General features: G+C 73.4%; 27 protein-coding genes and 1 riboswitch. Of the genes, 14 read left to right on the forward strand and 13 right to left on the reverse strand.

Going from position 1 to position 25,050, the window contains the following annotated elements:
• Positions 1-17: 17 nt before the first annotated feature.
• From Plo01_RS03300 to Plo01_RS03310, 3 genes are all read right to left on the reverse strand, one after another.
• Positions 18-1,427, reverse strand: a complete 1,410-nt coding sequence (locus Plo01_RS03300; protein WP_203888967.1) for a DUF6493 family protein — start codon at positions 1,425-1,427, stop codon at positions 18-20.
• 181 nt (positions 1,428-1,608) lie between these two features.
• The gene (locus Plo01_RS03305) at positions 1,609-1,962 is read right to left on the reverse strand and encodes an arsenate reductase family protein (protein WP_239315841.1); all 354 of its coding nucleotides are present in this window, start codon (positions 1,960-1,962) and stop codon (positions 1,609-1,611) included.
• The gene (locus Plo01_RS03310) at positions 1,959-2,438 is read right to left on the reverse strand and encodes a YbaK/EbsC family protein (protein ID WP_239315842.1); all 480 of its coding nucleotides are present in this window, start codon (positions 2,436-2,438) and stop codon (positions 1,959-1,961) included. Before Plo01_RS03310 ends, Plo01_RS03305 begins: the two co-directional genes overlap by 4 nt.
• A gap of 119 nt (positions 2,439-2,557) precedes the next feature.
• On the opposite strand from Plo01_RS03310, the gene Plo01_RS03315 reads away from it, so the two are divergent.
• The 3 genes from Plo01_RS03315 (at position 2,558) to Plo01_RS03325 (ending at position 4,894) form a co-directional block, all read left to right on the forward strand.
• On the forward strand, positions 2,558-3,352 hold the full coding sequence (locus tag Plo01_RS03315; protein WP_203888969.1) for a L,D-transpeptidase family protein: 795 nt from the start codon (positions 2,558-2,560) through the stop codon (positions 3,350-3,352).
• 331 nt (positions 3,353-3,683) lie between these two features.
• Complete coding sequence (locus tag Plo01_RS03320) at positions 3,684-4,130, forward strand: SAV_6107 family HEPN domain-containing protein (RefSeq protein WP_203888970.1); 447 nt, start codon at positions 3,684-3,686, stop codon at positions 4,128-4,130.
• 152 nt (positions 4,131-4,282) lie between these two features.
• Complete coding sequence (locus Plo01_RS03325) at positions 4,283-4,894, forward strand: GNAT family N-acetyltransferase (RefSeq protein WP_239315843.1); 612 nt, start codon at positions 4,283-4,285, stop codon at positions 4,892-4,894.
• 91 nt (positions 4,895-4,985) lie between these two features.
• On the opposite strand, the gene metF is transcribed toward Plo01_RS03325, so the two are convergent.
• A complete protein-coding gene (metF, locus tag Plo01_RS03330) occupies positions 4,986-5,918 on the reverse strand; it encodes a methylenetetrahydrofolate reductase [NAD(P)H] (protein WP_203888971.1) in 933 nt (310 codons plus the stop codon).
• A gap of 152 nt (positions 5,919-6,070) precedes the next feature.
• Between metF and Plo01_RS03335 the strand changes: the two genes are divergently transcribed.
• The gene (locus tag Plo01_RS03335; RefSeq protein ID WP_203888972.1) at positions 6,071-7,138 is read left to right on the forward strand and encodes a polyprenyl synthetase family protein; all 1,068 of its coding nucleotides are present in this window, start codon (positions 6,071-6,073) and stop codon (positions 7,136-7,138) included.
• 136 nt (positions 7,139-7,274) lie between these two features.
• Here the strand turns inward: Plo01_RS03335 and thiE are convergent, their stop codons facing one another.
• The 3 genes from thiE to Plo01_RS03350 are packed head-to-tail and all read right to left on the reverse strand — an operon-like array spanning position 7,275 to position 9,499.
• A complete protein-coding gene (gene thiE, locus Plo01_RS03340; protein WP_203888973.1) occupies positions 7,275-7,925 on the reverse strand; it encodes a thiamine phosphate synthase in 651 nt (216 codons plus the stop codon).
• Positions 7,903-8,277 (reverse strand): Rv2175c family DNA-binding protein, encoded by a 375-nt coding sequence (locus Plo01_RS03345; RefSeq protein WP_203888974.1) that lies wholly within the window; start codon positions 8,275-8,277, stop codon positions 7,903-7,905. The genes thiE and Plo01_RS03345 overlap by 23 nt, the downstream gene beginning before the upstream one ends.
• A gap of 49 nt (positions 8,278-8,326) precedes the next feature.
• Positions 8,327-9,499: an NAD(P)/FAD-dependent oxidoreductase gene (locus tag Plo01_RS03350; protein ID WP_203888975.1), complete on the reverse strand. Its 1,173-nt coding sequence runs from the start codon at positions 9,497-9,499 to the stop codon at positions 8,327-8,329.
• Between the two features lie 150 nt (positions 9,500-9,649).
• Positions 9,650-9,762, forward strand: a riboswitch (TPP riboswitch).
• 33 nt (positions 9,763-9,795) lie between these two features.
• Between Plo01_RS03350 and Plo01_RS03355 the strand changes: the two genes are divergently transcribed.
• From Plo01_RS03355 to pgeF, 5 genes are all read left to right on the forward strand, one after another.
• Positions 9,796-11,079 carry an FAD-dependent oxidoreductase gene (locus Plo01_RS03355; RefSeq protein WP_203888976.1) on the forward strand — a complete coding sequence of 428 codons (1,284 nt, stop codon included), beginning with the start codon at positions 9,796-9,798 and terminating at the stop codon, positions 11,077-11,079.
• Between the two features lie 2 nt (positions 11,080-11,081).
• Positions 11,082-11,276 carry a sulfur carrier protein ThiS gene (gene thiS, locus Plo01_RS03360; protein WP_373871665.1) on the forward strand — a complete coding sequence of 65 codons (195 nt, stop codon included), beginning with the start codon at positions 11,082-11,084 and terminating at the stop codon, positions 11,274-11,276.
• A 56-nt stretch (positions 11,277-11,332) separates the two neighbouring features.
• The gene (locus tag Plo01_RS03365) at positions 11,333-12,040 is read left to right on the forward strand and encodes a thiazole synthase (protein WP_239315851.1); all 708 of its coding nucleotides are present in this window, start codon (positions 11,333-11,335) and stop codon (positions 12,038-12,040) included.
• Positions 12,041-12,137: 97 nt separating this feature from the next.
• Complete coding sequence (gene pknB / locus Plo01_RS03370; protein ID WP_203888979.1) at positions 12,138-14,081, forward strand: Stk1 family PASTA domain-containing Ser/Thr kinase; 1,944 nt, start codon at positions 12,138-12,140, stop codon at positions 14,079-14,081.
• A 139-nt stretch (positions 14,082-14,220) separates the two neighbouring features.
• Positions 14,221-14,946: a peptidoglycan editing factor PgeF gene (gene pgeF / locus Plo01_RS03375; protein ID WP_373871664.1), complete on the forward strand. Its 726-nt coding sequence runs from the start codon at positions 14,221-14,223 to the stop codon at positions 14,944-14,946.
• Between the two features lie 76 nt (positions 14,947-15,022).
• On the opposite strand, the gene Plo01_RS03380 is transcribed toward pgeF, so the two are convergent.
• On the reverse strand, positions 15,023-15,442 hold the full coding sequence (locus Plo01_RS03380; RefSeq protein ID WP_203888980.1) for a nitroreductase family deazaflavin-dependent oxidoreductase: 420 nt from the start codon (positions 15,440-15,442) through the stop codon (positions 15,023-15,025).
• Positions 15,442-16,077, reverse strand: a complete 636-nt coding sequence (locus Plo01_RS03385; RefSeq protein WP_203888981.1) for an NAD(P)-dependent oxidoreductase — start codon at positions 16,075-16,077, stop codon at positions 15,442-15,444. The genes Plo01_RS03380 and Plo01_RS03385 overlap by 1 nt, the downstream gene beginning before the upstream one ends.
• A 100-nt stretch (positions 16,078-16,177) precedes the next feature.
• Between Plo01_RS03385 and Plo01_RS03390 the strand changes: the two genes are divergently transcribed.
• The gene (locus Plo01_RS03390; protein WP_239315844.1) at positions 16,178-16,564 is read left to right on the forward strand and encodes a winged helix-turn-helix transcriptional regulator; all 387 of its coding nucleotides are present in this window, start codon (positions 16,178-16,180) and stop codon (positions 16,562-16,564) included.
• A 111-nt stretch (positions 16,565-16,675) separates the two neighbouring features.
• Here Plo01_RS03390 and Plo01_RS03395 read toward each other — a convergent pair whose 3' ends face one another.
• Positions 16,676-17,116, reverse strand: coding sequence for a MarR family winged helix-turn-helix transcriptional regulator (locus Plo01_RS03395; RefSeq protein ID WP_203888982.1), 441 nt, complete (start codon positions 17,114-17,116; stop codon positions 16,676-16,678).
• 111 nt (positions 17,117-17,227) lie between these two features.
• Here Plo01_RS03395 and Plo01_RS03400 point away from each other — a divergent pair, with 111 nt between their 5' ends.
• The 3 genes from Plo01_RS03400 (at position 17,228) to Plo01_RS03410 (ending at position 21,131) form a co-directional block, all read left to right on the forward strand.
• Positions 17,228-18,106: an alpha/beta fold hydrolase gene (locus Plo01_RS03400; RefSeq protein ID WP_203888983.1), complete on the forward strand. Its 879-nt coding sequence runs from the start codon at positions 17,228-17,230 to the stop codon at positions 18,104-18,106.
• Between the two features lie 269 nt (positions 18,107-18,375).
• Positions 18,376-19,737 carry a vanadium-dependent haloperoxidase gene (locus Plo01_RS03405; protein WP_203888984.1) on the forward strand — a complete coding sequence of 454 codons (1,362 nt, stop codon included), beginning with the start codon at positions 18,376-18,378 and terminating at the stop codon, positions 19,735-19,737.
• Positions 19,738-19,901: 164 nt separating this feature from the next.
• A complete protein-coding gene (locus Plo01_RS03410; protein ID WP_203888985.1) occupies positions 19,902-21,131 on the forward strand; it encodes an XRE family transcriptional regulator in 1,230 nt (409 codons plus the stop codon).
• 51 nt (positions 21,132-21,182) lie between these two features.
• On the opposite strand, the gene Plo01_RS03415 is transcribed toward Plo01_RS03410, so the two are convergent.
• Positions 21,183-21,716: a CGNR zinc finger domain-containing protein gene (locus Plo01_RS03415; protein ID WP_239315845.1), complete on the reverse strand. Its 534-nt coding sequence runs from the start codon at positions 21,714-21,716 to the stop codon at positions 21,183-21,185.
• A gap of 107 nt (positions 21,717-21,823) precedes the next feature.
• Here Plo01_RS03415 and Plo01_RS03420 point away from each other — a divergent pair, with 107 nt between their 5' ends.
• Positions 21,824-22,579, forward strand: a complete 756-nt coding sequence (locus Plo01_RS03420; RefSeq protein WP_203888987.1) for a class I SAM-dependent methyltransferase — start codon at positions 21,824-21,826, stop codon at positions 22,577-22,579.
• 83 nt (positions 22,580-22,662) lie between these two features.
• Here the strand turns inward: Plo01_RS03420 and alc are convergent, their stop codons facing one another.
• Positions 22,663-23,616: an allantoicase gene (alc, locus tag Plo01_RS03425; protein WP_203888988.1), complete on the reverse strand. Its 954-nt coding sequence runs from the start codon at positions 23,614-23,616 to the stop codon at positions 22,663-22,665.
• Positions 23,617-23,743: 127 nt separating this feature from the next.
• Positions 23,744-25,036 carry an allantoinase AllB gene (gene allB / locus Plo01_RS03430; protein WP_203888989.1) on the reverse strand — a complete coding sequence of 431 codons (1,293 nt, stop codon included), beginning with the start codon at positions 25,034-25,036 and terminating at the stop codon, positions 23,744-23,746.
• Positions 25,037-25,050 lie beyond the last annotated feature (14 nt).

The following is a 25,050-nucleotide window of genomic DNA, read 5'->3' on the forward strand; positions in this document are numbered from 1 at the left end:
CCGCGAGCCCCGGGCGTTCACGCGGGTCCGGGCTCGCAGGAGGGCGCCTCGCCGAAGGCCGTGATCAGCCCGCCGCGCAGGTCCGGCGGGAGCTGCCCCGCCGCGTCCCGTACGGCGCCGGCGCCGGCAGGGCCGAAGGACGCCGCGTGTCCGGCCGCCACGCGTGCGGCCCGCTCCTGTACGGCCGCCGCCCGGTGGCCGAGTGCCACCGCCAGGGACGGCGCCAGCTCATCGGCCCGGGCCGGCTCCTGACGCAGGAACCGGTCCAGCCACGCCAGTCCGGCCTGGACCAGCCCGCTCTCCGCGCGGAACAGCAGGCCGGACAGGGCCTCGCCCACCTCGTCCGGGTCGAGGGAGTCCAGGCGGTCCAGGTGCTCGACCGCCAGCTTGGCCACCGGTCCCGGGGCCACCGGCAGCAGCCGCAGGTAGTCACCGGCCTGGGAGGCCGCCTCGGCCGGGGACGGTTCGAGCAGCTCGTGGAGGCGGGCGAAGAACCGTAGCTCGGTCGCGCTGCCCCCGCGCAGGAACCGGCTCACGCAGCCCCGCAGCAGCGTCTGCCGGTCCACCCCGCCCTCGGCGGCCAGGGCGTGCAGCGCGCCCAGCCACGACGCGGCGACCGGCGGATCGGCCCGCTCCCCGCTCAGGGCCCGGCCCACCCCCTGCGCCTCGAAGAGCCTGGGCAGGAGCACGTCGAGCAGCGGGTCGTCGCGGAGCCGCTCCGCGGTCGGCGGCGTGTCGATCCAGGCGAGCACGAGCGGGTCGTGCTCGGGCGGCGTCACGCCGGTACGGCCCAGCAGCGCGAAGGTGAGCGGCAGGTTCCGGTCGCGGGGATCGCCCGCCCGTCGGTCGCGCCGGACGCGCACCCGGAGCGCGAGCCGTACGGCGAGATCGGCCTGCCACTCGGCGGGGCGCGCGGCGATCGCCTGGAGCACCGGTTCGACGAGGTCGGCGGAGCGGTCGCGGCGTTCGAAGTCGCCGCGGTGCAGCCAGGTGACCACGGCCGCCGCGGTGGGGAGCGTGCCCGCCCCCGCGACCCGCATCGTGTCGATCCAGGCGTCGTACTCGGACGGGGACGGATATTCGCGTTCGGGCTCCGGGAGCTTCAGCCGGGGGTCTTCCCAGGTGCCCTCCATGTCGCCGCCCCGGCCCAGGGTCTCCGCCCACCGGCGGTGGATCTCGCGCAGGGGCACCCCGCGTTCGCGGGCGAACCGCTTGTACGCCTCCCCCCGCTCCCGCCAGATCCGGCTGAGCCGCTCCGAACGTTCGCGCAGGGGCCTCTCCACATCCCGGCGGGCCGCCTCGATGTGGCCGGGCAGCTCCCGGGCCACCTCCTTGCGCCCGGCGTCGTCGAGGTCGGCGACCCTGGCCGCGACCTTGGACGCGTCACCGGCGCCGATGAGGTCGCGGACCTCCTCCCACACGGTCATGGCGGCATCCCCTGAAAGTCGGTCCGAATCACTCGGGCCAGGCGCACGGCGCGCCGGCCACAAGGGACATTAGGGAACACCGCAGACAGGAATGGAGCGTTGACGCCCGGACCACGAAAAGATCACCCTGCGGGCGGACCCCGCCTCCCCCGGGAGGCGGACGTCCCGCCCGGTGCGCCGGTCAGGGCCGGAGCAGGGACGTCAGGGTCTCCTCGTCGCGGGCGATCACGGCGCGGCCGTCGTCGGTCAGCACGATCGGGCGCTGGATGAGGACCGGGTTCTCGGCCAGGACCGCGATCCATTCGTCCCGGTCGCGGTCTCTGGCGGCCAGGCCGAGCTCCTCGGCCCGGGGCTCGGCCATCCGGGTGATGTCCCACGGCTCCAGGCCGAGCCGGTCCAGGACGTCGGAGAGCTCGGCGGCCGTCGGGGGGTCGTCCAGGTAGCGGCGGACGACCACGTCCGGGCCCGACTCGGTGAGCGCGTCCAGGGCGCAGCGGCTCTTGGAGCAGCGCGGGTTGTGCCAGACGGTGGTCACCGCTCCACCTCCACGGGCGTGCCGCCGGTGATGCGGATCAGCTCCTCGTAGGAGGCCGGGAAGACCGTGTGCGGGTGACCGGCCGCGGCCCATACGACCTCGTGCCTGCTCAGCCAGGTGTCGACGAGGGTCCGGACGGGAGCCGGGTGGCCGACCGGGGCGACGCCGCCGATGGCCTGGCCGGTGGCGGCCCGGACGAACTCGGGGGTGGCCCGCCTGACCGCGGCCGCGCCGATCGTCTCGGCGATCAGGGCGGTGTCCACGCGGTGGGCGCCGCTGGTGAGCACGAGGAGCGGCTCGCCGTCGGCGTCGAAGACCAGGCTGTTGGCGATGGCGCCGACCTCGCAGCCGAGCTGCGCGGCGGCGGTGGCGGCCGTCGGGGTGGCTTCGGAGAACACGACGATCTCGCCGGTGAGACCGTGCTCCGCCAGAACGGCGGCGACCTTCTCGACGTTGGGATGCAACTTTTCAGGCACCCGGACACTCTAAACAAAACGGCGATCCATTACCGCTTCATAACCGTCTCAAGGGACACGGGACCAGTGCGCTATGGTCCCCTGATCCGGTTATTAGTGATATGAGGGGATGACGTTACGTGGGGGTTGGACGGCGGCTCGCAGTGGCCGCTCTGGTGACGGGGACGCTGATTCTGTCCTCTTCCGGTGTCGCGAGCGCGACGGCCGTGGCCCCGGCGCTTCCGGCGGTCGCGGTGGAGAGCGCGGCGCCGGCCGGGACCGCTCCATTCAGCGCGCCGGGCAAGACGCTCAAGCCCGGCGCCAAGGGGGCGGCGGTCAAGGCGCTCCAGCGGCGGCTGAAGGAACTGGGCTACGACCCGGGCAAGATCGACGGGCGGTACGGCGGGGCGACGATGTCCGCCGTCTGGGCCTTCCAGAAGGTCAACGGCCTCGGGCCGACCAGCACCGTCGCCCGCAAGACGTGGAAGGCGCTGGAGGCGCCGCGGGCCCCGAAGGTGCTGGTGCCCTCCGGCAAGCCGACCCGGGCCGAGGTGAACCTCTCCGCGCAGATCCTGGTGCTCTACGTCAAGGGGCAGGTGAAGCTGATCAGCCACATCTCCTCCGGCAGCGGGGTGCCGTACTGCGAGACGGCGACCTGGCAGGGCAAGACGCAGCGCTTCTGCGGCGACGCCCGCACCCCGACCGGGAACTACAAGACGACCTGGCGCCGGGACGGATGGCACAAGTCCTACCTCGGGCAGCTGTACAACCCGATTTTCTTCAACGGCGGGATCGCCTTCCACGGCGCGCTTTCAGTGCCGCTGACGCCGGCCTCGCACGGCTGCGTGCGGCTGCCGATGCACGTGGCCGAGGTTCTTCCGGGCCTGCTCGGCACCGGGGTGCCGGTCCACGTCCGGGGGAAGTTCATCCGCTAGCCGTTGTCCGCCGCCATCCGGGCCCCGGAAGATTTCGATCTTCCGGGGCTTTTCCACACCCTCAATGATCGAACTTTTGTTCGTCGATTTACTTGACACCATCGATGATCGAATTTATGTTCGATGTGATGACGTGGGACTCGCGGCTCACGTTCAGGGCGGTCGGCCTGACCTCCACCGTCAAGGAAGGCGGCGGGGGACGGTCGGGGCGGACGGGGAGAGGGGAAGCTCCTCGTCCGACCGCCCGGCGGAATTGTCGGTGGGGTCTGCGAACGTGGCTTCACCGGCTGAAACGCTGGGAGCCACTTGCGACCAAGGAGGCTGAGAAACAATGACCCCTCGGCTCAGCGATTCCGGTGGGCCCCGGCTGTCGCCCACGGTGCGCGCGCGCCTGACCGACGCGCGCGACTGCCTGGACGACGCGGCGGGCGCCCGCACCTCGGCGGAGCGCTATGTCGCGGCGCACCTGGCCGCGCTCCGGGCCGCCGCGGCCATCCTCGCCGCCCGGCCCAGGCCGATGGACGGCCGCAGACGCAGGTTGCGCAGCGCCTGGGAGCTGCTGCCGGAGGCCGAGCCCCGGCTTGCCGACTGGGCGCCCTATTTCGAGGTGAGCGCGGCCAAGCGAGCCGCGATCGAAGCGGGGATGACCAGTTCTGTTCCTTCACGCGACGCCGAGGAGCTGCTCTCCGAGGCCGAGCGGTTCGTCACCACGGTGGAGACGCTGCTCGGTGTGCCCAGTCAGCCCACGTTGCCCACCAGCATCCCCCTGGCCGGCTAGAGAGCCGCCACGCCGTCACCCGAGCGGAGGTGACGGGCGGGGCTACCACCGGGATCGGCCGCGTCGCATATCAATATTTCGCAGGAAACGCTGAACACCACTTTTGCCGTCTTCATCGGGTTGAGCTGTATACCCCCTGCTAGGGTCGATAAGTGACCGGACTGCGACGGATCGACCCCGATGAGTTCTCCGCTCGGCTGGATTCCGTTCTCGAGATCTACACGGCGGCGATGAAGCCGCCTCCGGAGCAGCTCTCCGGTCGCCAGGCGATCATGGCGAACCACGCCACCCACCCCGGGTTCACCTGCCTGTTCGCCGAGACGGACGAAGGGCTGCCGGTAGGTCTCGCCTACGGCTTCCACGGCGTGGTCGGCCAGTGGTGGCACGACGTGGTCCACCGGGCTCTCACCGACCAGTTCGGCGAGAGGAAGGCCTACGACTGGCTGGGCGACGCCCTGGAGATCGCCGAGGTCCACGTCCACCCCGGCCACCAGGGCAGAGGCATCGGCCGCGCCCTGGTCAAAGGCCTGTGCGCCGGCCGCCGGGAGCGCACCGCCGTGCTCTCCACCCGTGACCAGCCCACCGCGGCCCGGCATCTCTACCGCAGCCTGGGCTTCGTCGATCTGCTCACCTGGTTCGTCTTCCCCGGCGGTTACGAGCACTACGTCATCGCGGGGGTCGCGCTCCCCCTGACGGAGGAGGGCGCGCCCGGCGCCGGCGCGGCGATGCAGGACGTGCCCGGCGGATCACCGCCGGGCGGGTGAGCCGCCGGGCGCCCCGCAGCTCACCCGGTCGGTGAGACGTGAGGCACGCCAGGACTCAACCGGCCCGGTGGGACCCGGGGCACGCCGGGGCTCACGCGGTCAGCGGGGCCGTCTCCCGGCTGGAGTCGATGGCCTGGAAGACCTCGCGGGTCGCGCTGGACCTGTTGAAGGTGATGAAGTGGATCCCGGGCGCGCCCTCGTCGAGCAGGGTCTGGCAGAGCTCCGCGGCGTGTTCGACGCCCAGCCTGCGCACGGCCGCGGGGTCGTCGGCGACGGCCTCGAACCGGGCGGCCACCTCGGGCGGGAACGGCGCGCCGGAGAGCTGCTCGGACCGGGCGATCGTGCTCATCTGGGTGACGGGCATGATGCCGGGGATGATCGGGGTGTCACAGCCCCTGGCCGCCACCCGGTCGCGCAGCCGCAGGTAGTCCTCCGCCCGGAAGAACATCTGGGTGATGGCGTAGTCGGCGCCGGCCTGGCACTTGCGCACGAAGTACTCGGTGTCGGACTCCACCGAGGCCGACCTCGGGTGCTTGTAGGGGAAGGCCGCCACGCCCACGCAGAAGTCACCGGACTGGCGGATCAGCCGGACCAGGTCCTCGGCGTAGAGCACGCCCTCGGGGTGGGCCACCCACTCGCCCATCGGGTCGCCGGGGGGGTCGCCCCGCACGGCGAGGATGTTGCGCACGCCCGCCCCGGCGAACCGGCCGATCAGGTGGCGCAGCTCGCGGACCGAGTGGTTGACGGCGGTGAAGTGCGCCACCGGGGTCAGCGTGGTCTCGTGGGCGAGCCGCTCCACGATCTCGACCGTGCGGTCCCGGGTGGTGCCGCCGGCGCCGTACGTGACGGAGACGAAGGTGGGGCGGAGCGCTTCCAGCTCCCGGATGGCGCGCCACAGCTGCCGCTCTCCCTCGTCGGTCTTCGGCGGGAAGAACTCGAAGGAGAAGGACCGGCCACCGGCGGCGAGAAGCTCGCGCACGGTGGGCACACGATCGGGAAATATCGAGGGGCGACCCAGAGCCATGTTCCTAGGTTACTGGTACGGCTCCCGCACGAATCTCCTGAAAGGCGGTGTTCCCATCGCGTCCGGCCGGTGCGCGGGCCTGCGGAGCGGACCGGTTCCGCGTTTCCACCCCGCTTGATCAGAATCATGTTCGCGGACGTTAATCTCTGTGCATGACCGCTTCCGCAGCACTGCTGGACATCGTCCGCTCCCAGGTGGATCGTTCTCTCGGGGAGTTCCTCGACCGGCAGCGACCGCTGGTCAGCGCCCCCGAGCTCGCCCCTCTCGTCGCCGCCTACGAGGACTTCCTCAGCGGGGGCAAACGGCTCCGCCCGGCCTTCTGCTACTGGGGCTGGCGCGGCGCGGGCGGCGGCGACGACGACGCGCTCTTCACCGCGGCGGCCTCGCTCGAGCTGCTCCAGGCCAGCGCGCTCGCGCACGACGACGTGATGGACGCCAGCGACCTGCGGCGGGGCATGCCCTCGGCGCACCGCCGGTTCCAGGCCCTGCACGAGAAGGCGGGCTGGCACGGGTCGGCCGAGCAGTTCGGCGAGGGCGCCGCCATCCTCCTGGGCAACCTGCTGCTGGTCTGGTCGGGCGAGATGTGGCGGTCCAGCGGCCTGCCCCCGGCCGCGCTGGCCGCGGCCCAGCCGGTCTACGACCACATGCGCACCGAGCTGATGTGCGGCCAGTACCTGGACCTGCTGGAGCAGGCCCACGGTGAGAACACCTTCGAGAGCGCGCTGCGGGTGGCCCTGTTCAAGAGCGGGAAGTACTCGGTGGAGCACCCGCTCCGGCTCGGCCTGGTGCTGGCGGCGCAGGGCCGGGAGCCGTGGATCGACCGTCTCTGCGAGGGGTACGGCCGCAGCGTCGGCATCGCTTTCCAGCTGCGCGACGACATCCTCGGCGTGTTCGGCGACCCGGCCGAGACGGGCAAGCCCGCCGGCGACGACCTGCGCGAGGGCAAGCGGACGATGCTCATCGCCCGCACGCTCGCGGCGGCCTCCCCCGCGCAGGCGGAGCAGGTGCGCGGCACCCTCGGCGACCCGGACCTCGACGCGGCCGGGGTCGACCGGCTGCGCCGCGTCATCCGGGAGACCGGGGCCCTCGACGCCTGCGAGAAGATGATCTCCGATTATCTCGAGGGCGCGCTGAAGTCGCTGGAGGACGCCCCGATCACGCCGGAGTCCCGCGAGGCCCTGGCCGAGCTGGCCGTGGCCGCCACGTCCCGCCGGACTTGAGCCGGTCCGCCCGGACTGAACCGGTCCGCCGGACCTGCGACCCGGCGGACCTACGACCCGGCGGAGCTGAACCGGCCGGCGGAGCTGAACCGGCCGGCGGAGCTGAACCGGCCCGGTGAACCCGGGCCGGACCGGCTCAGGGCGTGCCGTCCGCCCGGGTCAGCCGCCGCCGGAACTCCGCCGCCGCCGCCTTCGGGTCGTCGGCCTCGGTGATGGCCCGCACGACCACGACGCGGCGCACGCCGTACGACATCACCTCGTCCAGGTTGGCGAGGTCGATGCCGCCGATGCCGAACCACGGGCGGTCCGTGGCCAGCGCGGCGGCGTGTTCCAGCAGGGCGGGCCCGGGCGCGTGGCGTCCGGGCTTGGTGGGCGTCGGCCAGGTCGGGCCGCAGCAGAAGTAGTCGACTCCGGGCTCGACGGCCGCGGCGGACGCCTCCTCGGGGGCGTGAGTGGAACGCCCGATGAGGATGTCGTCGCCGAGGATGTCGCGCGCGACGCGCACCGGCAGGTCGTCCTGGCCGAGGTGGAGGACGTCGGGGCGGGCCGCGTAAGCGATGTCCGCCCTGTCGTTGACGGCCAGGAGCGCGCCGTGCCGGTCGCAGGCGTCGCGGAAGACCTCCAGGAGCGCGAGCTCCTCGCGCGCCTCCAACCCCTTCTCGCGCAGTTGCACGATGTCGACGCCGCCCGAGAGGGCGGCGTCGAGGAAGTCGGCGAGGTCTCCCCGGTCGCGGCGTCCGTCAGTGCACAGATAGAGGCGGGCGTCAGAAACCGAGGGTCTGGGCACGTCGCTTGACCTCGGTATGACGGCCCGCGACGATCGCGTCCATCGGCGACCCGGGCAGGGTCTCGTCGGGGGTGAACAGCCAGCGGAGCGCCTCGACGTCGTCGTATCCGGCGTCGAGCAGCACGGTGAGCGTGCCCGGCAGGCCCTTGACGACGTCGTCCCCGGCGAGGAAGACGGCGGGCACCTGGGGCTCGCCACCTCCCCTGCGGACTCCGATGAGCTTGTGGTCCCTGAGAAGTTGCTTTGCGCGACCGGCGCTGAGGTTGAGCTTCTTGGCCACCTCGGTCAAGGTGAGCCACTCGCCCACCAGTTCGTCTGTCTCCCGGTCGATCTGCGCAACAGAAAGCGTCACGAAACCACCACTACCACATCGCGTCCTTAACCAAACACCGGCGGTGGGGTTACGCCGCCGTACAGTCGCGCAACGCTATCGCGGGATCGGACACCTTCTCGACATCGATGCGCCGGCCGCCCTCGATGAGGCGGCGGCCCTGGAGGAGGTCGCGCGGCCGGTCCACCGACAGGACCGCGGCGAGCGTGTCGCCCTCGGCGATCCAGCAGGCCGTCCACCGGGCTCCGGCGTCCGGGTCTCCCCGCATGAGGAGGCGGGCGCCCGAGTGGTCGCCGGCGTACTGCACCATGTGGCCGAACTGCTCCGACCAGAAGTAGGGGACGGGGTCGTAGACCGCCTCGTCGCCCAGGAGCGTGGCCACGGCCACGTCGGGGGCGCCCAGCGCGGTGTCCCAGTGCTCGACGCGCAGGCGGCGGCCGTACCGCCGCGACCACCAGGCGGCGCAGTCCCCCACCGCGACCACGCCGGGCATCGAGGTGCGCAGGTGCTCGTCGGTGACGACCCCGTTGTCCAGCTCGATCCCCGAACCGGCCAGCCAGTCCACCGAGGGCCGCACGCCCACGCCGGTGACGACCACATCGGCCTCGACGAAGGACCCGTCGGCGAGGGTGAGCCCGCCGGGGTCGACGGAGGCGACCGCCGCGCCCAGCCGCAGGTCCATGCCCGCCTGGCCGTACCAGGGGATGGTGTGCGCGCCGACCGGGCCGAGCGCGACGGCCAGCGGGTGGGCGGCGGCCTCGACGACGGTGACGGCGCATCCGGCCTTGCGCGCGGCGGTGGCGACCTCGGCGCCGATCCAGCCCGCGCCGATGACGGCCACCCTGGTCCCGGACGTGAGGCGGGCGCGCAGTTCGAGGGCGTCGTCGATGGTGCGCAGGACGTGCTGCGGACCGTCTCCGGGCAGCCGGATCGGGGCCGCTCCGGTGGCGATGACCAGGCCGTCGTAGGGCAGCTCGCCCCCGGTGGTCTCCAGCACGCCCTCGCGCAGCTTCGTGGCGGCCGCGCCGGGGCGGAAGTCCACCTCCATCGCGTCCAGGTCGGAGTCGACGATCGTGGAGTCGGTCGTGCCGAGCAGGACCGCCTTGGACAGCGGGGGGCGGTCGTAGGGGCGGTGCGGTTCCGCCCCGACCATCGTGATCTCACCGCCGAACCCGTGGGCTCGCAGCGCTTCGACACTCCGCACACCGGCGAGCCCGCCGCCGACCACCACGACACGATTCACAGGACGAACCCTAAGCGGCCGGACCTGCCCCCTGAAACGGCCCCCGGATAACGAAAACGGTATTTGATTCCCATTCAGCACGCTGACGTCTCACGACGGACGGGGGAAGCGGGGTCCGCGACAGGTCCCCGACAGGCCCTAAGGTGGAGATGTTAGACGCGCGGGAGCCCGGCGGCACCGGGCTGAGAGGAGGGCTGCGGGCCCTCGACCGCCACGAACCTGATCCGGGTCATGCCGGCGAAGGGAGCGGAGTGATCATGCATCATCCGGCCGTATCCGCCATTTCCCATGAAGTCATGGCCGCACCGGCCTCGTCCTATGACGTCCTGTTGGTCGGCGGCGGGCTCGTCGGCCTCGCGACCGCCTGGCGGGCGGCCCGGCGCGGGCTGCGCGTGGCGGTGGTGGATCCCGCCCCCGCCTCCGCCGCGGCGGCCTCGCACGCCGCCGCCGGCATGCTGGCGCCGATCAGCGAGGTGACCTACACCGAGGAGCCGCTGCTCCGGCTGGGCCTGGCCTCGCTGGAGCGCTGGCCCGCCTTCGCGGCCGAGCTCGCCGCCGACAGCGGCCACGACCTCGACTACCGGACCGACGGCACGCTGGAGGTCGCCTTCGGCTCCGACGACCTGGCGGCCCTGGACGAGCTCGCGGGGTTCATGGAGAAGCTCGGGCTGCCGGTCGAGCGGCTGACGGGCCGCGAGTGCCGGCGGCTGGAGCCGATGCTCGCCCCCGCCGTCCGCGGCGGCCTGCTGGCCCCGGGGGACGCCTGGGTGGACCCCCGGAGGGTCACGCGGGCGCTGCTGGCCGCGCTGGAGCGGCGGGGCGTCACCATGGTCCCCGCGCGGGCGGCGGGCCTGGAGCGCTCGGGCGAGGCCGTCGTCGGCGTACGGCTCGCGCCGGCCGGCGAGGCGCCGGGCGGCGGCACCCCGAGCGGCACCACAGGCGGCGGCACCCCGAGCGGCACCCCGAGCGGCGACGCCTCGGATGGCATCTCCCCCGGCGGCACCACGGACGGTGGTTCCCCCGGCGAAGCCCCCTCCGGCCGGGTGCTCTTCGCCGAGCGGGTGATCCTGGCGGCCGGGGCCTGGTCGGGGGCGGCGCGGTGGCTCCCGCCCGAGGTGCTCCCGCCGGTCCGCCCGGTCAAGGGCCAGATCATGCGGCTGCGCTCCCCCGAGCCGGTCCTGCGGCACTGCGTGCGCGGGATGGTGCACGGCTCGTACGTCTACCTGGTGCCGCGCGGCGACGGGGAGCTGGTCCTCGGCGCCACCCAGGAGGAGCTGGGCTTCGACACCCGGGTGACCGCCGGGGGCCTGTGGGAGCTGCTGCGCGACGCGCGGGAGCTCGTCCCGGGCGTGACCGAGCTGGAGGTGGCCGACGTGGTGGCCGGGCTGCGCCCCGGCACCCCGGACAATCTGCCGCTGATCGGCCCGACGGTCCTCCCGGGCCTGTCGCTGGCCACCGGCCACCACCGGGGCGGCGTCCTGCTGACCCCGATCACCACCGCCCTCCTCATGAACGAGGCGGGCGACGACGAAGGACTGGCGGCGCTCTGCTCGCCCCTCCGTTTCCAGGAGCAGCGTTGAACGTGATCATCAACGGCTCCGCGCACGAGCTGCCCTCCGGGGCGACCGTGGCGCAGGCCGTGCTGAAGCTGACCGAGGCCGGGAGCGGCATCGCCGTCGCACTGAACGACGAGGTCGTCTCGCGGGGCGCGTGGGACTCCACGACGCTCTCCGAGGCCGACCGGGTCGAGGTGCTCACCGCGGTGCAGGGAGGGTGAAGGACGTGGACGACGATCTGATCATCGGTGGGGAGAAGTTCTCCTCGCGGCTCATCATGGGCACCGGCGGGGCCCCCTCGCTGGAGGTCCTGGACCAGGCGCTCGTCGCCTCGGGGACCGAGCTGACCACGGTCGCGATGCGGCGGCTGGATCCGGCGTCGCGGGGCTCGGTGCTGGACGTGCTGCGCGCCCGCGGCATCAAGGTCCTGCCGAACACCGCGGGCTGCTTCACCGCCGGGGAGGCGGTCCTGACCGCCAGGCTGGCCAGGGAGGCGCTGGAGACGAACTGGGTCAAGCTGGAGGTCATCTCCGACGAGCGCACCCTGCTGCCCGACCCGATCGAGACCTTCGACGCCGCCGAGCGGCTGGTCGCCGACGGGTTCGTCGTCCTGCCGTACATCGGGGACGACCCCGCCCTGGCCCGGCGGCTGGAGCAGGCGGGCTGCGCGGCGGTGATGCCGCTGGGCGCGCCGATCGGGTCGGGCCTGGGCATCCGCAACCCGCACAACATCGAGCTCATCGTGGAGGCCGCGGGCGTGCCGGTGATCCTGGACGCCGGGATCGGCACGGCCAGCGACGCCGCGCTGGCGATGGAGCTGGGGTGCGACGCGGTGCTGCTGGCCACGGCGGTGACCAGGGCCCAGCGGCCGGATCTGATGGCCGAGGCCATGCGCGCGGCGGTGCGGGCGGGCCGGGCGGCCCGGCTGGCCGGGCGCATCCCCCGGCGCCGGTACGCCGAGGCCTCCTCGCCGACGCATCCGTAGCCGTTCCCCGGCCGGGACGAGGCCGAAGACCACGTATCGGCATCGGTTTAACCCCTGAACACCCTGGGAAGGGCAAAACGCCCGTAAACTCGGGCAGGTGGACACGACGCTAACCGACCCCCTCGTCGGGAGACTCCTCGACGGGCGTTACCGCGTTGAGTCCCGGATCGCCCGGGGTGGCATGGCCACCGTTTACCTGGCCCTGGACGTCCGGCTCGACCGTACGGTCGCCGTCAAGGTGATGCACCGCTCCCTCGCCGAGGACCCCGCCTTCGTGCGGCGCTTCATCGGCGAGGCCAAGTCGGTGGCGAGCCTCTCGCACCCCAACGTGGTGCAGGTCTTCGACCAGGGCACCGACGGTGACAACGTCTATCTCTCGATGGAGCACGTCCCGGGCCGGACCCTGCGCGACGTGCTGCGCGATCGCGGCAGGCTCCCCGCCCGGGAGGCTCTGGAGGTCATGATCCCGGTGCTCGCCGCGCTGGGCGCCGCCCACCAGGCCGGGATGATCCACCGGGACGTCAAGCCGGAGAACGTGCTGCTCACCGATGACGGCCGGGTCAAGGTTGTGGACTTCGGCCTGGCCCGCGCGGCCGAGGCGAGCAACCAGACCCGCACCGGCATGATGATCGGCACCATCGGCTACATGTCGCCCGAGCAGGTGACCGCCGGCGCGGCGGACGCGCGCAGCGACGTCTACTCGGCCGGCATCATGCTGTTCGAGCTCCTGACCGGCCGCCAGCCGTACGAGGGCGAGACCCCGATGTCGGTGGCCTACCGGCACGTCCACGACACCGTGCCGATGCCCTCGGCGCTGCTGCCGGACTGCCCCCCGCTGCTGGACACGCTGGTCGCCCAGGCGACCGCCCGCGACCCCGCGAACCGCCCGGCGGACGCCACGGCGATGCTGGTGGCCGCCGTGGAGGCGCACCGGACGCTGCCCAGGGAGAGCGGCCCGTTCCCGTCGGTGCCGGTGTCCCCCCTCCCGACCGGCCCGGCGCCCGCCCCGGGCGTGCCGGGCGTGGCCGGGGGCGTTCCCAACCACACCCTGATCCAGCCCCGCGCCGACCTGCTCACCGGCCCGGCCGCCGACCGCGGCGCGCCCGCGGGCACCGGCAGGCGGGGGTTCCGGCCGAACTGGTTCCTGGTCGCCCTGGTCGTGGTGATGATCGCCGCGGTCGGCGTGACCGGCTGGCTGTTCTCCCAGGGCAGCACCGTCCCGGTGCCGGAGCTGCTCAACAAGAACGTCACCCTCGCCGCGGACGAGGCCAGGCGGCTGGGCTTCGTCGTCGAGATCGGCGAGGCGCAGCACGACGAGAAGGTCGCCAAGGACCTGGTGATGCGGGTCGATCCCGCGCCGAAGACCGAGGTGGAGCCCGGCTCCACGCTGGTCCTCGTCGCCTCGGCGGGGCCCAAGCGGGTGAACGTGCCCAACGTGGTCGGCATGGACGAGAACGCGGCCAAGGAGAAGCTCGCCGCGGCGGGGCTGACGCCCGACGACGTCAAGAAGCAGGCCAGCGAGACCGTCCCGCGCGGCCAGGTGATCCGTACCAGCCCGGGCGTGGGCACCCCGGTCAAGGAGAACAGCAAGGTCGACCTGATCGTCAGCAAGGGCCTCGTGATGCCCGACGTCCAGGGCATGCCGAAGGACCAGGCCGAGCAGCTGCTGCGGGAGGCGGGCTTCGACCCCCAGTCCGTCGAGCAGAACGACGCCGCCCAGCCGTGCACCGTCATCGCCCAGGACCCCCGTCCCGGCGCCGAGGTCGACAAGGGCGCGGTGGCCCGCCTGACGCTGTCGGCGTGCAGCGTCGAGTGGCACTGGCCGTGGGAGAACAACGGCGAGAACGTCAACGAGGACGGCAACGCCGTCTACATCCCCAACGTGGTGTTCAAGGACGTCCGGGCCGCGCGCGACGAGTTGCGCGCGGCGGGGTTCAAGGTGGAGATCAGGAAAGGGCTGAACCGGGGGCGGGTGCTGGCCCAGACGCCGCCCGGCGGCCAGCAGGCCCCGGCGGGAACCAAGGTCACCCTCTGGCACTGATCTCCACCGGCCGGCTCCACGCGCTCCTCGTGGCGCGTGCCTCTCGCCCGGCCCCGCACGGTCCTCACGGGCTCCGTGCGGGGCCCCCGGCCGGCCTTCCCGGTGCCGCCCCGGCCCCGCGGCTTGGTAGCCTCCCCCGGTGAACCGCATTCAGCTCGCCGACGGGATCCACGCCGCCTTCACCGACCGGCACGGCGGGGTGAGCGCCGCGCCGTACGGCAGCCGCAACCTCGGCGGAGGCGTGGGCGACGACCCGCAGGCGGTCTCCCGCAACCGGGCCAGGACGGCCGCCGACCTCGGGGTGGACTCCGAACGCGTGGTCATGATGCGCCAGGTGCACGGGGCCGGGGTGTGCCACGTCACCGGGCCGTTCGGCGACGACCCGCCCGCGCTCGACGCCGTCTGCACCGATGTCCCCGGGCTGGCGCTGAGCGTGCTCGTGGCCGACTGCGCCCCGGTGCTGCTGGCCGACCCCGCCGCCCGGGTCGTCGGGGCCGCCCACTCGGGACGGCCCGGCACCGTGGCCGGGGTGGTCCCCGCGCTGGTGGCGGCCATGGCCGAGCGCGGGGCCGACCCCTCCCGGATGGTCGCGCTGATCGGCCCGGCCGCGTGCGGGCTCTGCTACGAGGTTCCGGAGGAGATGCGGGAACGGGTCGCCGAGGTGATCCCGGAGACGTGGGCGACCACCCGCAAGGGCACGCCCGCGGTGGACCTGCGGGCGGGCATCACCGCCCAGCTCGCCCGGGCCGGGGTCGGCGACGTCCGGCACGACGCGCGCTGCACCATCGAGTCGCCCGAGCTGTTCTCCCACCGCCGGGAGCGGCCGACCGGCCGCTTCGCGGGCTACGTCTGGCTGGAGGGCTGACGGCGGCCGGCGGCATGCGCTCCCCGGCGCGGGGAGCGGACGCCGCCCGTCCGCTCCCCGCCCGTCCGGGCCCGCGTCATCCCGTGCGTTCGAGGACCACCACCGGGATCTCCCGGTCCGTCATCCCCTGGTAGTCCCGGTAGGACGGCATGGCCTCGACCATGAGCCGCCAGAGCCGCGGCCGCTCCCCGGCGGAGGCGGTCCTCGCGACCGCGGCGAACTCCTCCGTTCCGGCCCGGACCACGACGGCGGGGTCGGCGACCAGGTTGAGGTACCACGCAGGGTCCCCGGCCGCTCCCCGGTTGGAGGCGGTGACGACGTAGCGGTCGCCGTCTCTCACGTAGACCAGCGCCGTGCGGCGCAGCCTGCCCGACCGGCGGCCGCGGGTCGTCAGCAGCAGGTCGTCGATCCCCGGCCGGGGCCGTCCGCCCGTTTCCAGGAAGCGGCGGATGTGCCCGGCCACCCACGCGTCCGAGCTGTCGATCACCTCCTCCATCAGCCCTCCTCCACGCCCAGGTGCACCCGGTGGTGCCCGGGGGCGTCGATCTCGTCGAGCAGCGCGATCGCCAGGTCGGGGTAGGAGACGCGGGCGGCCGCGTCGGCCGGGGCCGTACGGTAGCGGCCGGTGCGCGCGCCGCCGTGGTCGAAGTCGCCGGACGGGCTGACGACCAGCCAGTCGACGCCGGCGCCCGCGGCGCGCAGCACGTCGTTCCCGGCGGCGTGCCCGAGGTAGAAGCCGCGGTACTCCTGCGGGTAGCCGGGGGTGTCCATCAGGAGCGTTCCGGACGCGGTCTCGAGCACGGAGGCCAGGCCGACCACGAGCAGCCGCTCCACGCCGGCCCGGGTCAGCCCGTCGAGCAGGGCGCGGGCCGCGGCGGGGAAGAAGACCTCGGGGGGCGCGCCCAGATCGGCGGCGGCGCTGATCGCGGCGTCGTGTCCCGCCGCGAGCCGGGCGACGGCGTCGGCGTCGGTGACGTCGCCCGCGACGACCGGCACGCCGTCCGCCGCCAGATCGCCGTGCCGGGCCGGGTCGCGCACGACCGCGGTGACCCGGTGGCCGCGGCGGCGCGCCTCCGCGACGGCGGCCCCTCCCGCCCTGCCGCCCGCGCCGAAGATGATGATCCTGCCCATGCCGGCACCTCTCGTCTCGTGGCCGGACCTGATCGCCGGCCGCCGCCCGGACGGTATCCGGCCCGCCGGTTACCTCCGGGTTACCGGCTACGGTGGAGCGGTGGGAAAGTCTCTCGACCCGGACATGTTCGACCCGGTGTGCCCTTCCGATCTCACCCCGATCCGCATCGGCGACAAGTGGGCCGGGATGATCATCCGCTGCCTGGAGGGCGGGCCGCGCCGGTTCTCGGAGCTCCGCGTCCCCCTGCGAGGTGTCTCGGCGAAGGTGCTCACGCAGTCGCTGCGGGCTCTGGAGCGGGACGGCCTGGTCTCCCGCACGACCCGCTCCGGCCCGGTGCAGCGGGTCGAGTACGCGCTGACCCCGCTCGGCCGCAGCCTGCTCGGCCCCATGGACGCCCTGTGCGCCTGGGCCGAGGAGCACTGGGACGAACTGCTCGACGCCCGCGAGACGGCCTCCCCGCCGGCCGTTCACGACGCGGCTGTGTGACCGGCTCCGCGGCGTAGGGCACCGGCGCGGAGCGCCGCGGGCGTCACCGCGCGCTCTCCCCTCGTCGGTTCTTCCCCTCGTCGGCTCGCCTCCGGGTGACGGCACCGCGCGCTACCCGTCGCCGGCCCGCCTCCGGGTGACGGCCTCGTGCACCTCGCCGAGGAAGCGTTCGACGGTCGCCTGGCCCGCGGCGTCGAACCGTCCCATGACGGCGACGATCTCCTGGATGAGCGGGCCGAAGAAGTCCCATCCGAGTTCCACGGCGCTCTCGTCCACCGTCAGCAGCACCCGCCGGCGGTCGCGGGTGTCGCGTTCCCTGCGCACATGGCCGAGCCTCTCCAGGCGGTCGACCACCGCCGTGGTGCCCGCGGAGTTGAGCCCGAGTTGCGCTCCCAGCATGCCGGGGGTGGCGGGCGTGCCCGCGCGGGCGGCGTCCAGGAGGCAGATGAGCGCGCGCACATCGGTCGGGTGGAGGGCGTGCCGGGCGGCGAACCTCTCGCCGATCCGGTCGAGCTCCACGGTGATGGCGCGCAGCAGGTGCACCACTCGCATGCCTGGATCCCGCTCGTTCATGCCGCCTCTCCACTGTCTCGTCCCCACCTAGTATGACATTATCTCGCTCATCGAGATTATTGTTCGGCGAGTTATTACACGAGGTGAGCCGTGTCCGGTGATGATGACGTGAACGCGGCCTTCCTCGCCGCCTACGACGCCGTCCTGGAACGCTGGCCGGTCCGGGTCGAGCCGATCGATCTGCCGTCGGCGTACGGCACGACGCGCGTGAACGCGTGCGGGCCCGCGGACGGTCCCCCGCTGGTCCTGCTGCACGGCGGCGGCGCCACCGCCGCCGTGTGGTTCGCCAACGTCGCCGAGCTCGCGCGCCGGCATCGCGTGTACGCCGTGGACCGCATCGGCGAGCCGGGGCGCAGCGTCCGGGGCGAGCGGCCCGTCCGCACCGTCCCCGGCCTGCTCGACTGGCTGGACGGGGTGCTCGACGGACTCGGGATCGGCGCCGCCGCCCTGTGCGGGCACTCCTACGGCGGGTGGATCGCCCTGACGTACGCCCTGCACGCGCCCGGGCGGGTCCGGCGGCTCGTCCTCCTCGACCCGACGCAGTGCTTCGGAGGATTCCGGCCCGGCTATCTGATGCGCGCGCTGCCGTCCCTCCTGCGGCCCACGGCTTCGCGGGCGCGGGCGTTCCTGGCATGGGAGACCGGAGGCGTGGAAGCCGACCCGGCCTGGCTGCGGCTGTACGGCCTGGCCGCGGAGTTCCCGGACGCGCACGTCGTGATCGGGAAGCGGCCCGGCCCCGGGCCGCTGCGCCACCTCGCGACGCCCGCGCTGGTCCTCCTCGCCGGACGCGGCAGGGCCCACGACCCGCACCGCATCGCGGCCGCGGCCGCGCGCGCCCTGCCGCACGCGGAGACCGCGGTGCTGCCGGGCCTCTCCCACCACGCGATGCCCTGGCACGGCGCCGCGGAGATCGACGCCCGCGCCCTCGCCTTCCTCGACGGCGCCACCGGGACGAACCGCCCGGCCTGACGCCGGGCCACCGGGATGGACCGCCCGGCCTGACGCCGGGCCACCGGGACGAACCGCCCGATCTGACGCCGAGCAGCCGCGGGGCCGGCCGCGCCCCTCCACCCCGACCGCACCGTTCCGAACTGTTCCGCACTGTCCGGAACGAATCTGATCTTGCCCCGCGTCCGCACGGCCGATCAAGATCCATCGTGCTCTCCCTCGGTTCGCCGGCCTATCGGCGCCCTGGACACGACATGGAGGTTCGTCCGGTGCAAAGAGCATCCCTTCGCATGCGGCTCGGCGGGATGACCGCCGCGGTGGTCACCGCATGCGCGACGGTCCTGGTATCCCAGGCACCGGCCGCGGCGGTCACGGGGCCACCGCCGCAGGCATCCTCGTTCGACCACGCGCTGTACTGGAACGGCGTCCTGCTGGACGCCTTCCGCCAGGCCCAGGGGGTCGACGCGGAACCGCAGAAGCTGGCCAGGGCCGCGGCGATGATGAACATCGCGATGCACGACGCCAACTGGCCCGCCGCGCCCAGAACCTACCTGCCCCGGATCACCCAGCAGCATCCGGACGACTCGATCGAGGCCACCATGGACGCCGCCGCCCACGGCGTCCTCGCCTCGCTGTTCCCCAAGGAGAGATTCCCCAACCTCAATCTGCAGAAGGCCCTCGACGACGCCATGGCGCAGATCCCGTCGTGGGTCGACCCCGCCCGGATCGCGGGCGGCAAGGCCGACGGCGAGAAAATCGCCTCCCTGATGATCGCGGAGCGTGCGGGGGACACACCCGCCTTCGACCCCGCCTACACGCCCGACGGGGTGCCCGGGTCCTGGCGCCCGACCGACTCCAAGCCGGTCGCCGGCCCGAACTGGTCACGGATCAAGCCGTTCGCCATGACCTCGGCCACGCAGTTCCGGCCTCCGCTGCCCAATGGGGCCATCTCCTACGACCAACTCCTGCGCAGCCCCGCCTACGCGGCCCAGGTCAACGAGGTCAAGGTGAAGGGCGCCGCGAACGCGCCCCTCTCGGCCCGTTCGGCGGACCAGACGCAGGCGGCGTTCTTCTGGGCGAACGACGTCGACGGCACCTACAAGCCGATGGGGCAGTTGCTGAACATCACCATCGACATCGCCAAGCGGAAGGGGCTGAAGCAGAGTGAGAACGCCGAGCTGTTCAACCTCGTCTCCATGGCTCTGGCCGACGCGGCCCTCGTCGCCTGGGGCGCCAAGTTCGCCACCCCGATCGACCTGTGGCGGCCGGAGACCGCGATCCGGGAGGCCGGCACCGACAACAACGGCGCGACCGACGCCGATCCGGCCTGGCGTCCCCTGTCCAGGGACAGGGCGGGCGTCAACTTCTCCCCGCCCTTCCCGGCCTACGTCTCCGGTCACGCCACCTTCGGCGGAGCCTGGGCTGGAGTGATGCAGCGCTGGTTCGGCCACGACTTCGCCTTCACCGCCACCACCGAGGACCCGAACGCCAACCCGAAGACCCGCAGCTTCCCCAGCTTCGCCGCCGCGGCCGAGGAGAACGCCCTCAGCCGCATCTATCTCGGCGTGCACTACCGGTGGGACGCCGACGGGGGCCTGGAGTCCGGCTTCGAACTCGGTGAGTTCGTCTACGTCACCCGCCGGGACCAGTAACCCGCCGGAGACCCCGGCGGTCCGGTGAACAGGCGCCGTCTTCCGGGTCACGTGGGATCAACGACGATCTCACAATGATCCGGAAGATGGCGTTCTGTCATTGGCAGGAGTTATCGTTTCGCCGATCATGAAATGAGGCGGGCGGGGAGACTGCGTTGCCGGACATGACGGATATTCCACCCGAACTCGAGGGGGTCACGGACCCTGCGGAGTTCGTGGCGGCACTGGGCACACTGCGGCGGTGGTCGGGACTGAGCTACCGGCAGCTGGCGTCCAGAGCGCAGGCGGCCGGCGACGTCCTGCCCCCGAGCACGATGGCCGGCGCGCTCGGACGCGCCGTCCTGCCCCGGGAGGAGCTCGTCGCGGCTCTCGTCCGGGCGTGCGGGTGTGACGAGGCGACCGTCGCCGGCTGGATCGCCGTCCGGCGCCGCCTCGCCGTCTCCGGATCACTTCCCGTCCTCGCCCCGTCCGCCCCGCCGGAGAGCGAGGTCCCGATCTCCGGCCCGGCCACCCCATCGGGAAGCGGCCTCCCCATCCCCATCCCCGGCCCTGCCGGTCCACCGGAGAACGACGCCCCCACCCCAGGCCCGGCCGTCCCATCGGGAAGCGGCGTCCCGGACAGCGGGGCGCCCGGCACGGTCGCGCCGCCGGACGCCGGCGGCGGCACCGTGTCCGGGCGGCGGCTCCTGCCCGTCATGGCGGCCGCCGTAGTGGCGTTCATCCTCCTGGGCCTCGGCGGAGGGGCCCTGGCGGGTCTGCGGGCGCTCGCCTCCGCGCAGACCCCCGCACAGACACCCACGCAGCCCCCCACACCGACACCCGCGCAGGACTCCCTCCCGTCGCCGAACCGCTCCATGGGTCTGCCCGACGGCTGGTATCGCGTCGTCCCGGCGCACGTCGCCGACCGCGGCCTGTGCGTCGGAGAGGGAAGGGAGCGCAACGGCCGCACCACCCGGGAACTGGCGGTGCAGCGCCCCTGCCGCGGCCTCTCCCCCGACACCTACGTGAAGGCCGTCGGCCCCGGCGTCCATCAGATCCAGTGGCACCATCCCGTCCACGGCGTCGGCTGCCTCACCGTCGACCAGGCATGGACGGGCGCGGAAGCCCTGATCGCGCCGGCGAAATGCACCGGAGCAGCTCACCAGCGCTTCCTGCTGGAGCGGTCCGCCTCCGCCGGGACGGCCGGTCACAGGTTGCGTCCCGTCCACAGCGGCCTGTGCGTCGGCGTCCTGGGCGGTGCGGCCGACGTCGACAACGGCGCCGAACTCGTCCAGGACGTCTGCAACGGCGGCGCCGACCAGGTGTTCTTCTTCGTCGCCGCCCCGGACCTCGAACCGGCCGCCCCGGAGCCCGAACCGGCCGGCCGGGAGACGGCCGGCCGCGAGGCCTCCTGAGTCGTATCCGACACTCCCCGACGCCCCCTCAGGCGGCCGCACGGGGTGTCCTCACGGCCCCTTGCCCCGGGCGCGGAAAGCCGCGGTCTTGACGCGGTTCTGGCACGCGGTGCAGCAGAACCGGCGGGTCCCGTTGCGGGACACGTCGACGTACACGCGGTCGCATTGGGGCGCGGTGCACACGCCCAGGCGGTCGTGGAACTCGCTCCCCAGCACGATCGCCAGGCCGGTGGCGCAGCTCGCCGCCCAGTCTCCGGCCATGGTGCCGCCGGGACCGTGGAAGTGCAGGTGCCACGGTTCTCCGTCGTGCCGCTGGAGCAGCGGCCGCGCGCGGGTCTCCACAAGGAGATCGTTGACCTTCAGGGCCGCCGCGTCGACGTCCTCCGCCGCGACGGCGTCGAAGACCGCCCGCAGCCGTACCGCGACCTCGGCGAACTCCGCGGCCTCCGCCGCGGTGACCTCGCGGTGGCCCGGATAGCCGGTCCGCAGGCCCTCGGTGGCGGCGGCGGTCAGATCACGGGGCGGCGGGAAAGGACGGCCCCGTCGCTCTCCGGGCGTCAGTTCGTTGACCAGACCGACCGCCACTCGGACGATCATATCGGTGTGACTGTTGAAATCCACTTGACCAGTTACGTCCTCACCTCTAGCGTGTAACTCATAAAAGCTTAGACGACAGTCACAAGGAGGTCGTTGTGCTGACCCATGACGCCGCGCTCGAGTGGATCGCACGCTGGGACCGCCAGCAGGAGGGCTACCTGCCCGACCGTGAGGAGCGCTTCACCGCGCTGATCGACGCCGTCGAGGCGATGGGCCGCCCCGACCCGCTGGTCATCGACCTCGGCTGCGGGCCGGGCTCGCTCTCCGCCCGCCTTCTGGAACGGCTGCCGGAGGCGACGGTGGTCTCGGTCGACGCGGACCCGCTGCTGCTCGGCCTCGGCCGGGCCGCCTACCCCCATCTCAGGTTCGTCTCCCTCGACCTGCGCACGCCCGGGTGGACCGGCGCCCTGGGCCTGGACCGCCCGGCCGACGCCGCGGTGAGCACCACCGCGCTGCACTGGATCTCCGGGCCGGAGCTGTCGAAGATGTACGCCGAGCTGGCCACCGTGCTGCGCCCGGGTGGAATCCTGCTCAACGGAGACCACCTGGAGACCGACGACGCCACCCCGGTCATCGCCCGGCTCGAACGCGCCGTTCACGAGCGGGAGACCGAGCGCGAGTTCGCCGGGCGGCGTCCCGAGGACTGGCGCCAGTGGTGGGAGGCCGTCGCCGCCGACCCCGCCTTCGCCGAGCTCCACGCCGCCCGCACCACCGCGGGCGCCGGCCATCACGGCTCGGAGTCGCCCCTGCTGTCCGAGCATGCCGACGCCCTGCGCGACGCGGGTTTCAGCGAGATCGGCACCCTGTGGCAGCGCGGCGACAACCGGCTCCTGTGCGCCGTCCGCTCCTGACCGGACAGGCGCCATCCGGTCCGGCGGACGCCGTCTGAGCCCCGGGACCGTCTCCCGGGAGAATCCGGACTCGGTCGGCGCCCCTAGCCGCCGGCGAGCAGGCCGTGCAGGCGGACGCGGGCCAGGCCCCCGTCGGGGTAGACGTCGACCCGGACGTGGGTGGCGGGGCGGGCGTCCTCGATGCGGAAGCGGTGCGGGGTGTCGGGCTGCAGGCGGGTCTTCGGCAGCAGCTCGAACTCCTCCCCGGCGGCGTCGACACCGGTGAGGGAGACCCAGCCGGGGGCGTTGAACAGCAGGTTCCTGGTGTCGATCTCGGCGAGCCTGACGACGCCCGTACCCGCCAGGCGGATGGTCAGCCAGTCGTTGCCGCCGTCGCGGCGGCGCGCGGTCTCCCAGCCCTCGGCCTGGTGACGGGCCAGGCCGGGGGCGATGACGTTGTTCGGCGAGGAGTAGAACTCGTTGGAGCAGCCGGTGACCAGCGCGCCGTTCTCCAGGGCGGCCAGGTCGAGACCGAGGCCCTCGTAGAGCGACAGGTCCGGGCGGACCTCGCCGTGCACGCGCAGGCGGGCGATGCCCCCGTCAGGGAACATGTTCAGCCGGACGTGGGTGTAGCGGCGCTCGTCGGCCACCTCGAAGAAGTGCTCGGCGTCGCCCTTGAGGTCGCTCTTGGGGACGATCTCCGTCCACTCTGCGGCCTGGAGCTCGGCGGGCGTCGGGTAGCCCTCGACCGCCGCCGCCTCCACGGAGGCGTGCGGCGGGTAGTTCCCCTTGAACCAGGCGGTGTCGATCACGATGCCGCGGATCACGCCGGGCAGGCCGAGGCGGACCAGCGCCCAGTCGTGGCCGGGCTCGCGGCGGCGGCGGGTCTCCCAGCCGTCGTAGACCTGGCCCTTGGCGCCGAAGGTCTCCGCCGCGAAGTCGGAGCGGCCGGGACGGATCAGGCTCTCCTTCTCGGCGAAGGACTCGTCGTTGGCGGCGACGACGGACCCGCCGAGGGTGCGCAGGGCCAGGTCGGGAAGGCGGGTGAACTCGCTCATCGGAGCGCCTTTCTGGTTGAGCCGGAGATGACGTGCTTGGCGGGTGCGGTACCCGCGGGCGGAGGTTCGTCGCGCGGGACCGGCCCCGCGCCCCGGAGGATCCGGCGGCCGCCGGCGTCCGGGCCGGTCAGAGCAGGTTCCCGTGCGGGGCCTCCGAGACGGCCCGGCCGCGCAGCCAGGTCGTGCGCACCACGCCGGTGAGCGTCCTGCCGTGGTACGGCGTGACCGGGTTGCGGTGGTGCAGGGCGGCGGCGTCCACGGTCAGGGCCGCGCCGGGGTCGAAGGCGACCAGGTCGGCGTCGCCGCCCTCGGCGATGGTCCCCTTGCCCGCCAGCCCGGCCAGGGCCGCCGGGGCCTCGGCCATCCAGCGCACCACGTCGCCCAGGCCGTGCCCGCGCCGGGACGCCTCGGTCCACACGGCGGGCAGACCGAGCTGGAGGGAGGAGATCCCGCCCCAGGCGGCGGCGAAGTCGGGCACCTTCAGGTCTGCGGTGGACGGGGAGTGGTCGGAGACGACGCAGTCGAGCACCCCCTCGGCCAGGCCCTTCCAGAGCTCGTCGCGGTTGGCCTCGCCGCGGATCGGCGGGCAGCACTTGAACTGGGTGGCGCCCTCGGGCACCTCCTCCGCCGCCAGCGTCAGGTAGTGCGGGCAGGTCTCGGCGGTGATCCGCACGTCCTCGCGCCGGGCCGCGGCCAGCGGTTCCAGGCAGAGCGCGGACGACACGTGCAGGATGTGCGCCCGCACCCCGGTCTCCCGCGCCAGCGCGATGACCCGCTCGACGGCGCGCCGCTCGGACTCGCCGGGCCGGGAGCCGAGGAACTCCTCGTAGCCGGGCCCGGCGGGGTCGGCGAGCAGTTCGGGGTCCTCGGCGTGGACGATCAGCAGGCCGTCGAAGGAGGCGATCTCGGTCATGACCGCCCGCAGCTCCGTCACGTCGAGGGGCGGGAACTCGTCCACCCCCGACGGGGACAGGAAGCACTTGAACCCGCGGACGCCCGCCTCGTGCAGGGCCCGCAGATGTTCGAGGCTGCCCGGGATCGCGCCGCCCCAGAAGGCGACGTCGACGGCGCACCGGCCGGCCGCGGCGGCCCGCTTGACCTCCAGCGCGGCGACGTCCACGGTGGGCGGCAGCGAGTTGAGCGGCATGTCCACGATCGTGGTCACCCCGCCCGCGGCGGCGGCGCGGGTGGCGGAGGCGAAGCCCTCCCAGTGGGTGCGGCCGGGCTCGTTGACGTGGACGTGGCTGTCCACGAGGCCGGGCAGCAGCGCGACGTCGCCGAGATCGACGCGTTCGGCGGCCGCCGGCGCGGCGTCGACGCCGAAGACCCCGGCGATCTTCCCGTCCCGTACGGCGACCGCCGCGGGCCGCTCCCCTCCGGGCAGTACGGCCCTGCGGGAGGTGATGACCAGATCGTGCATGCGTGTTCCTCCGG

The organism is Planobispora longispora, from assembly GCF_016863135.1.
Lineage (GTDB): Bacteria > Actinomycetota > Actinomycetes > Streptosporangiales > Streptosporangiaceae > Planobispora > Planobispora longispora.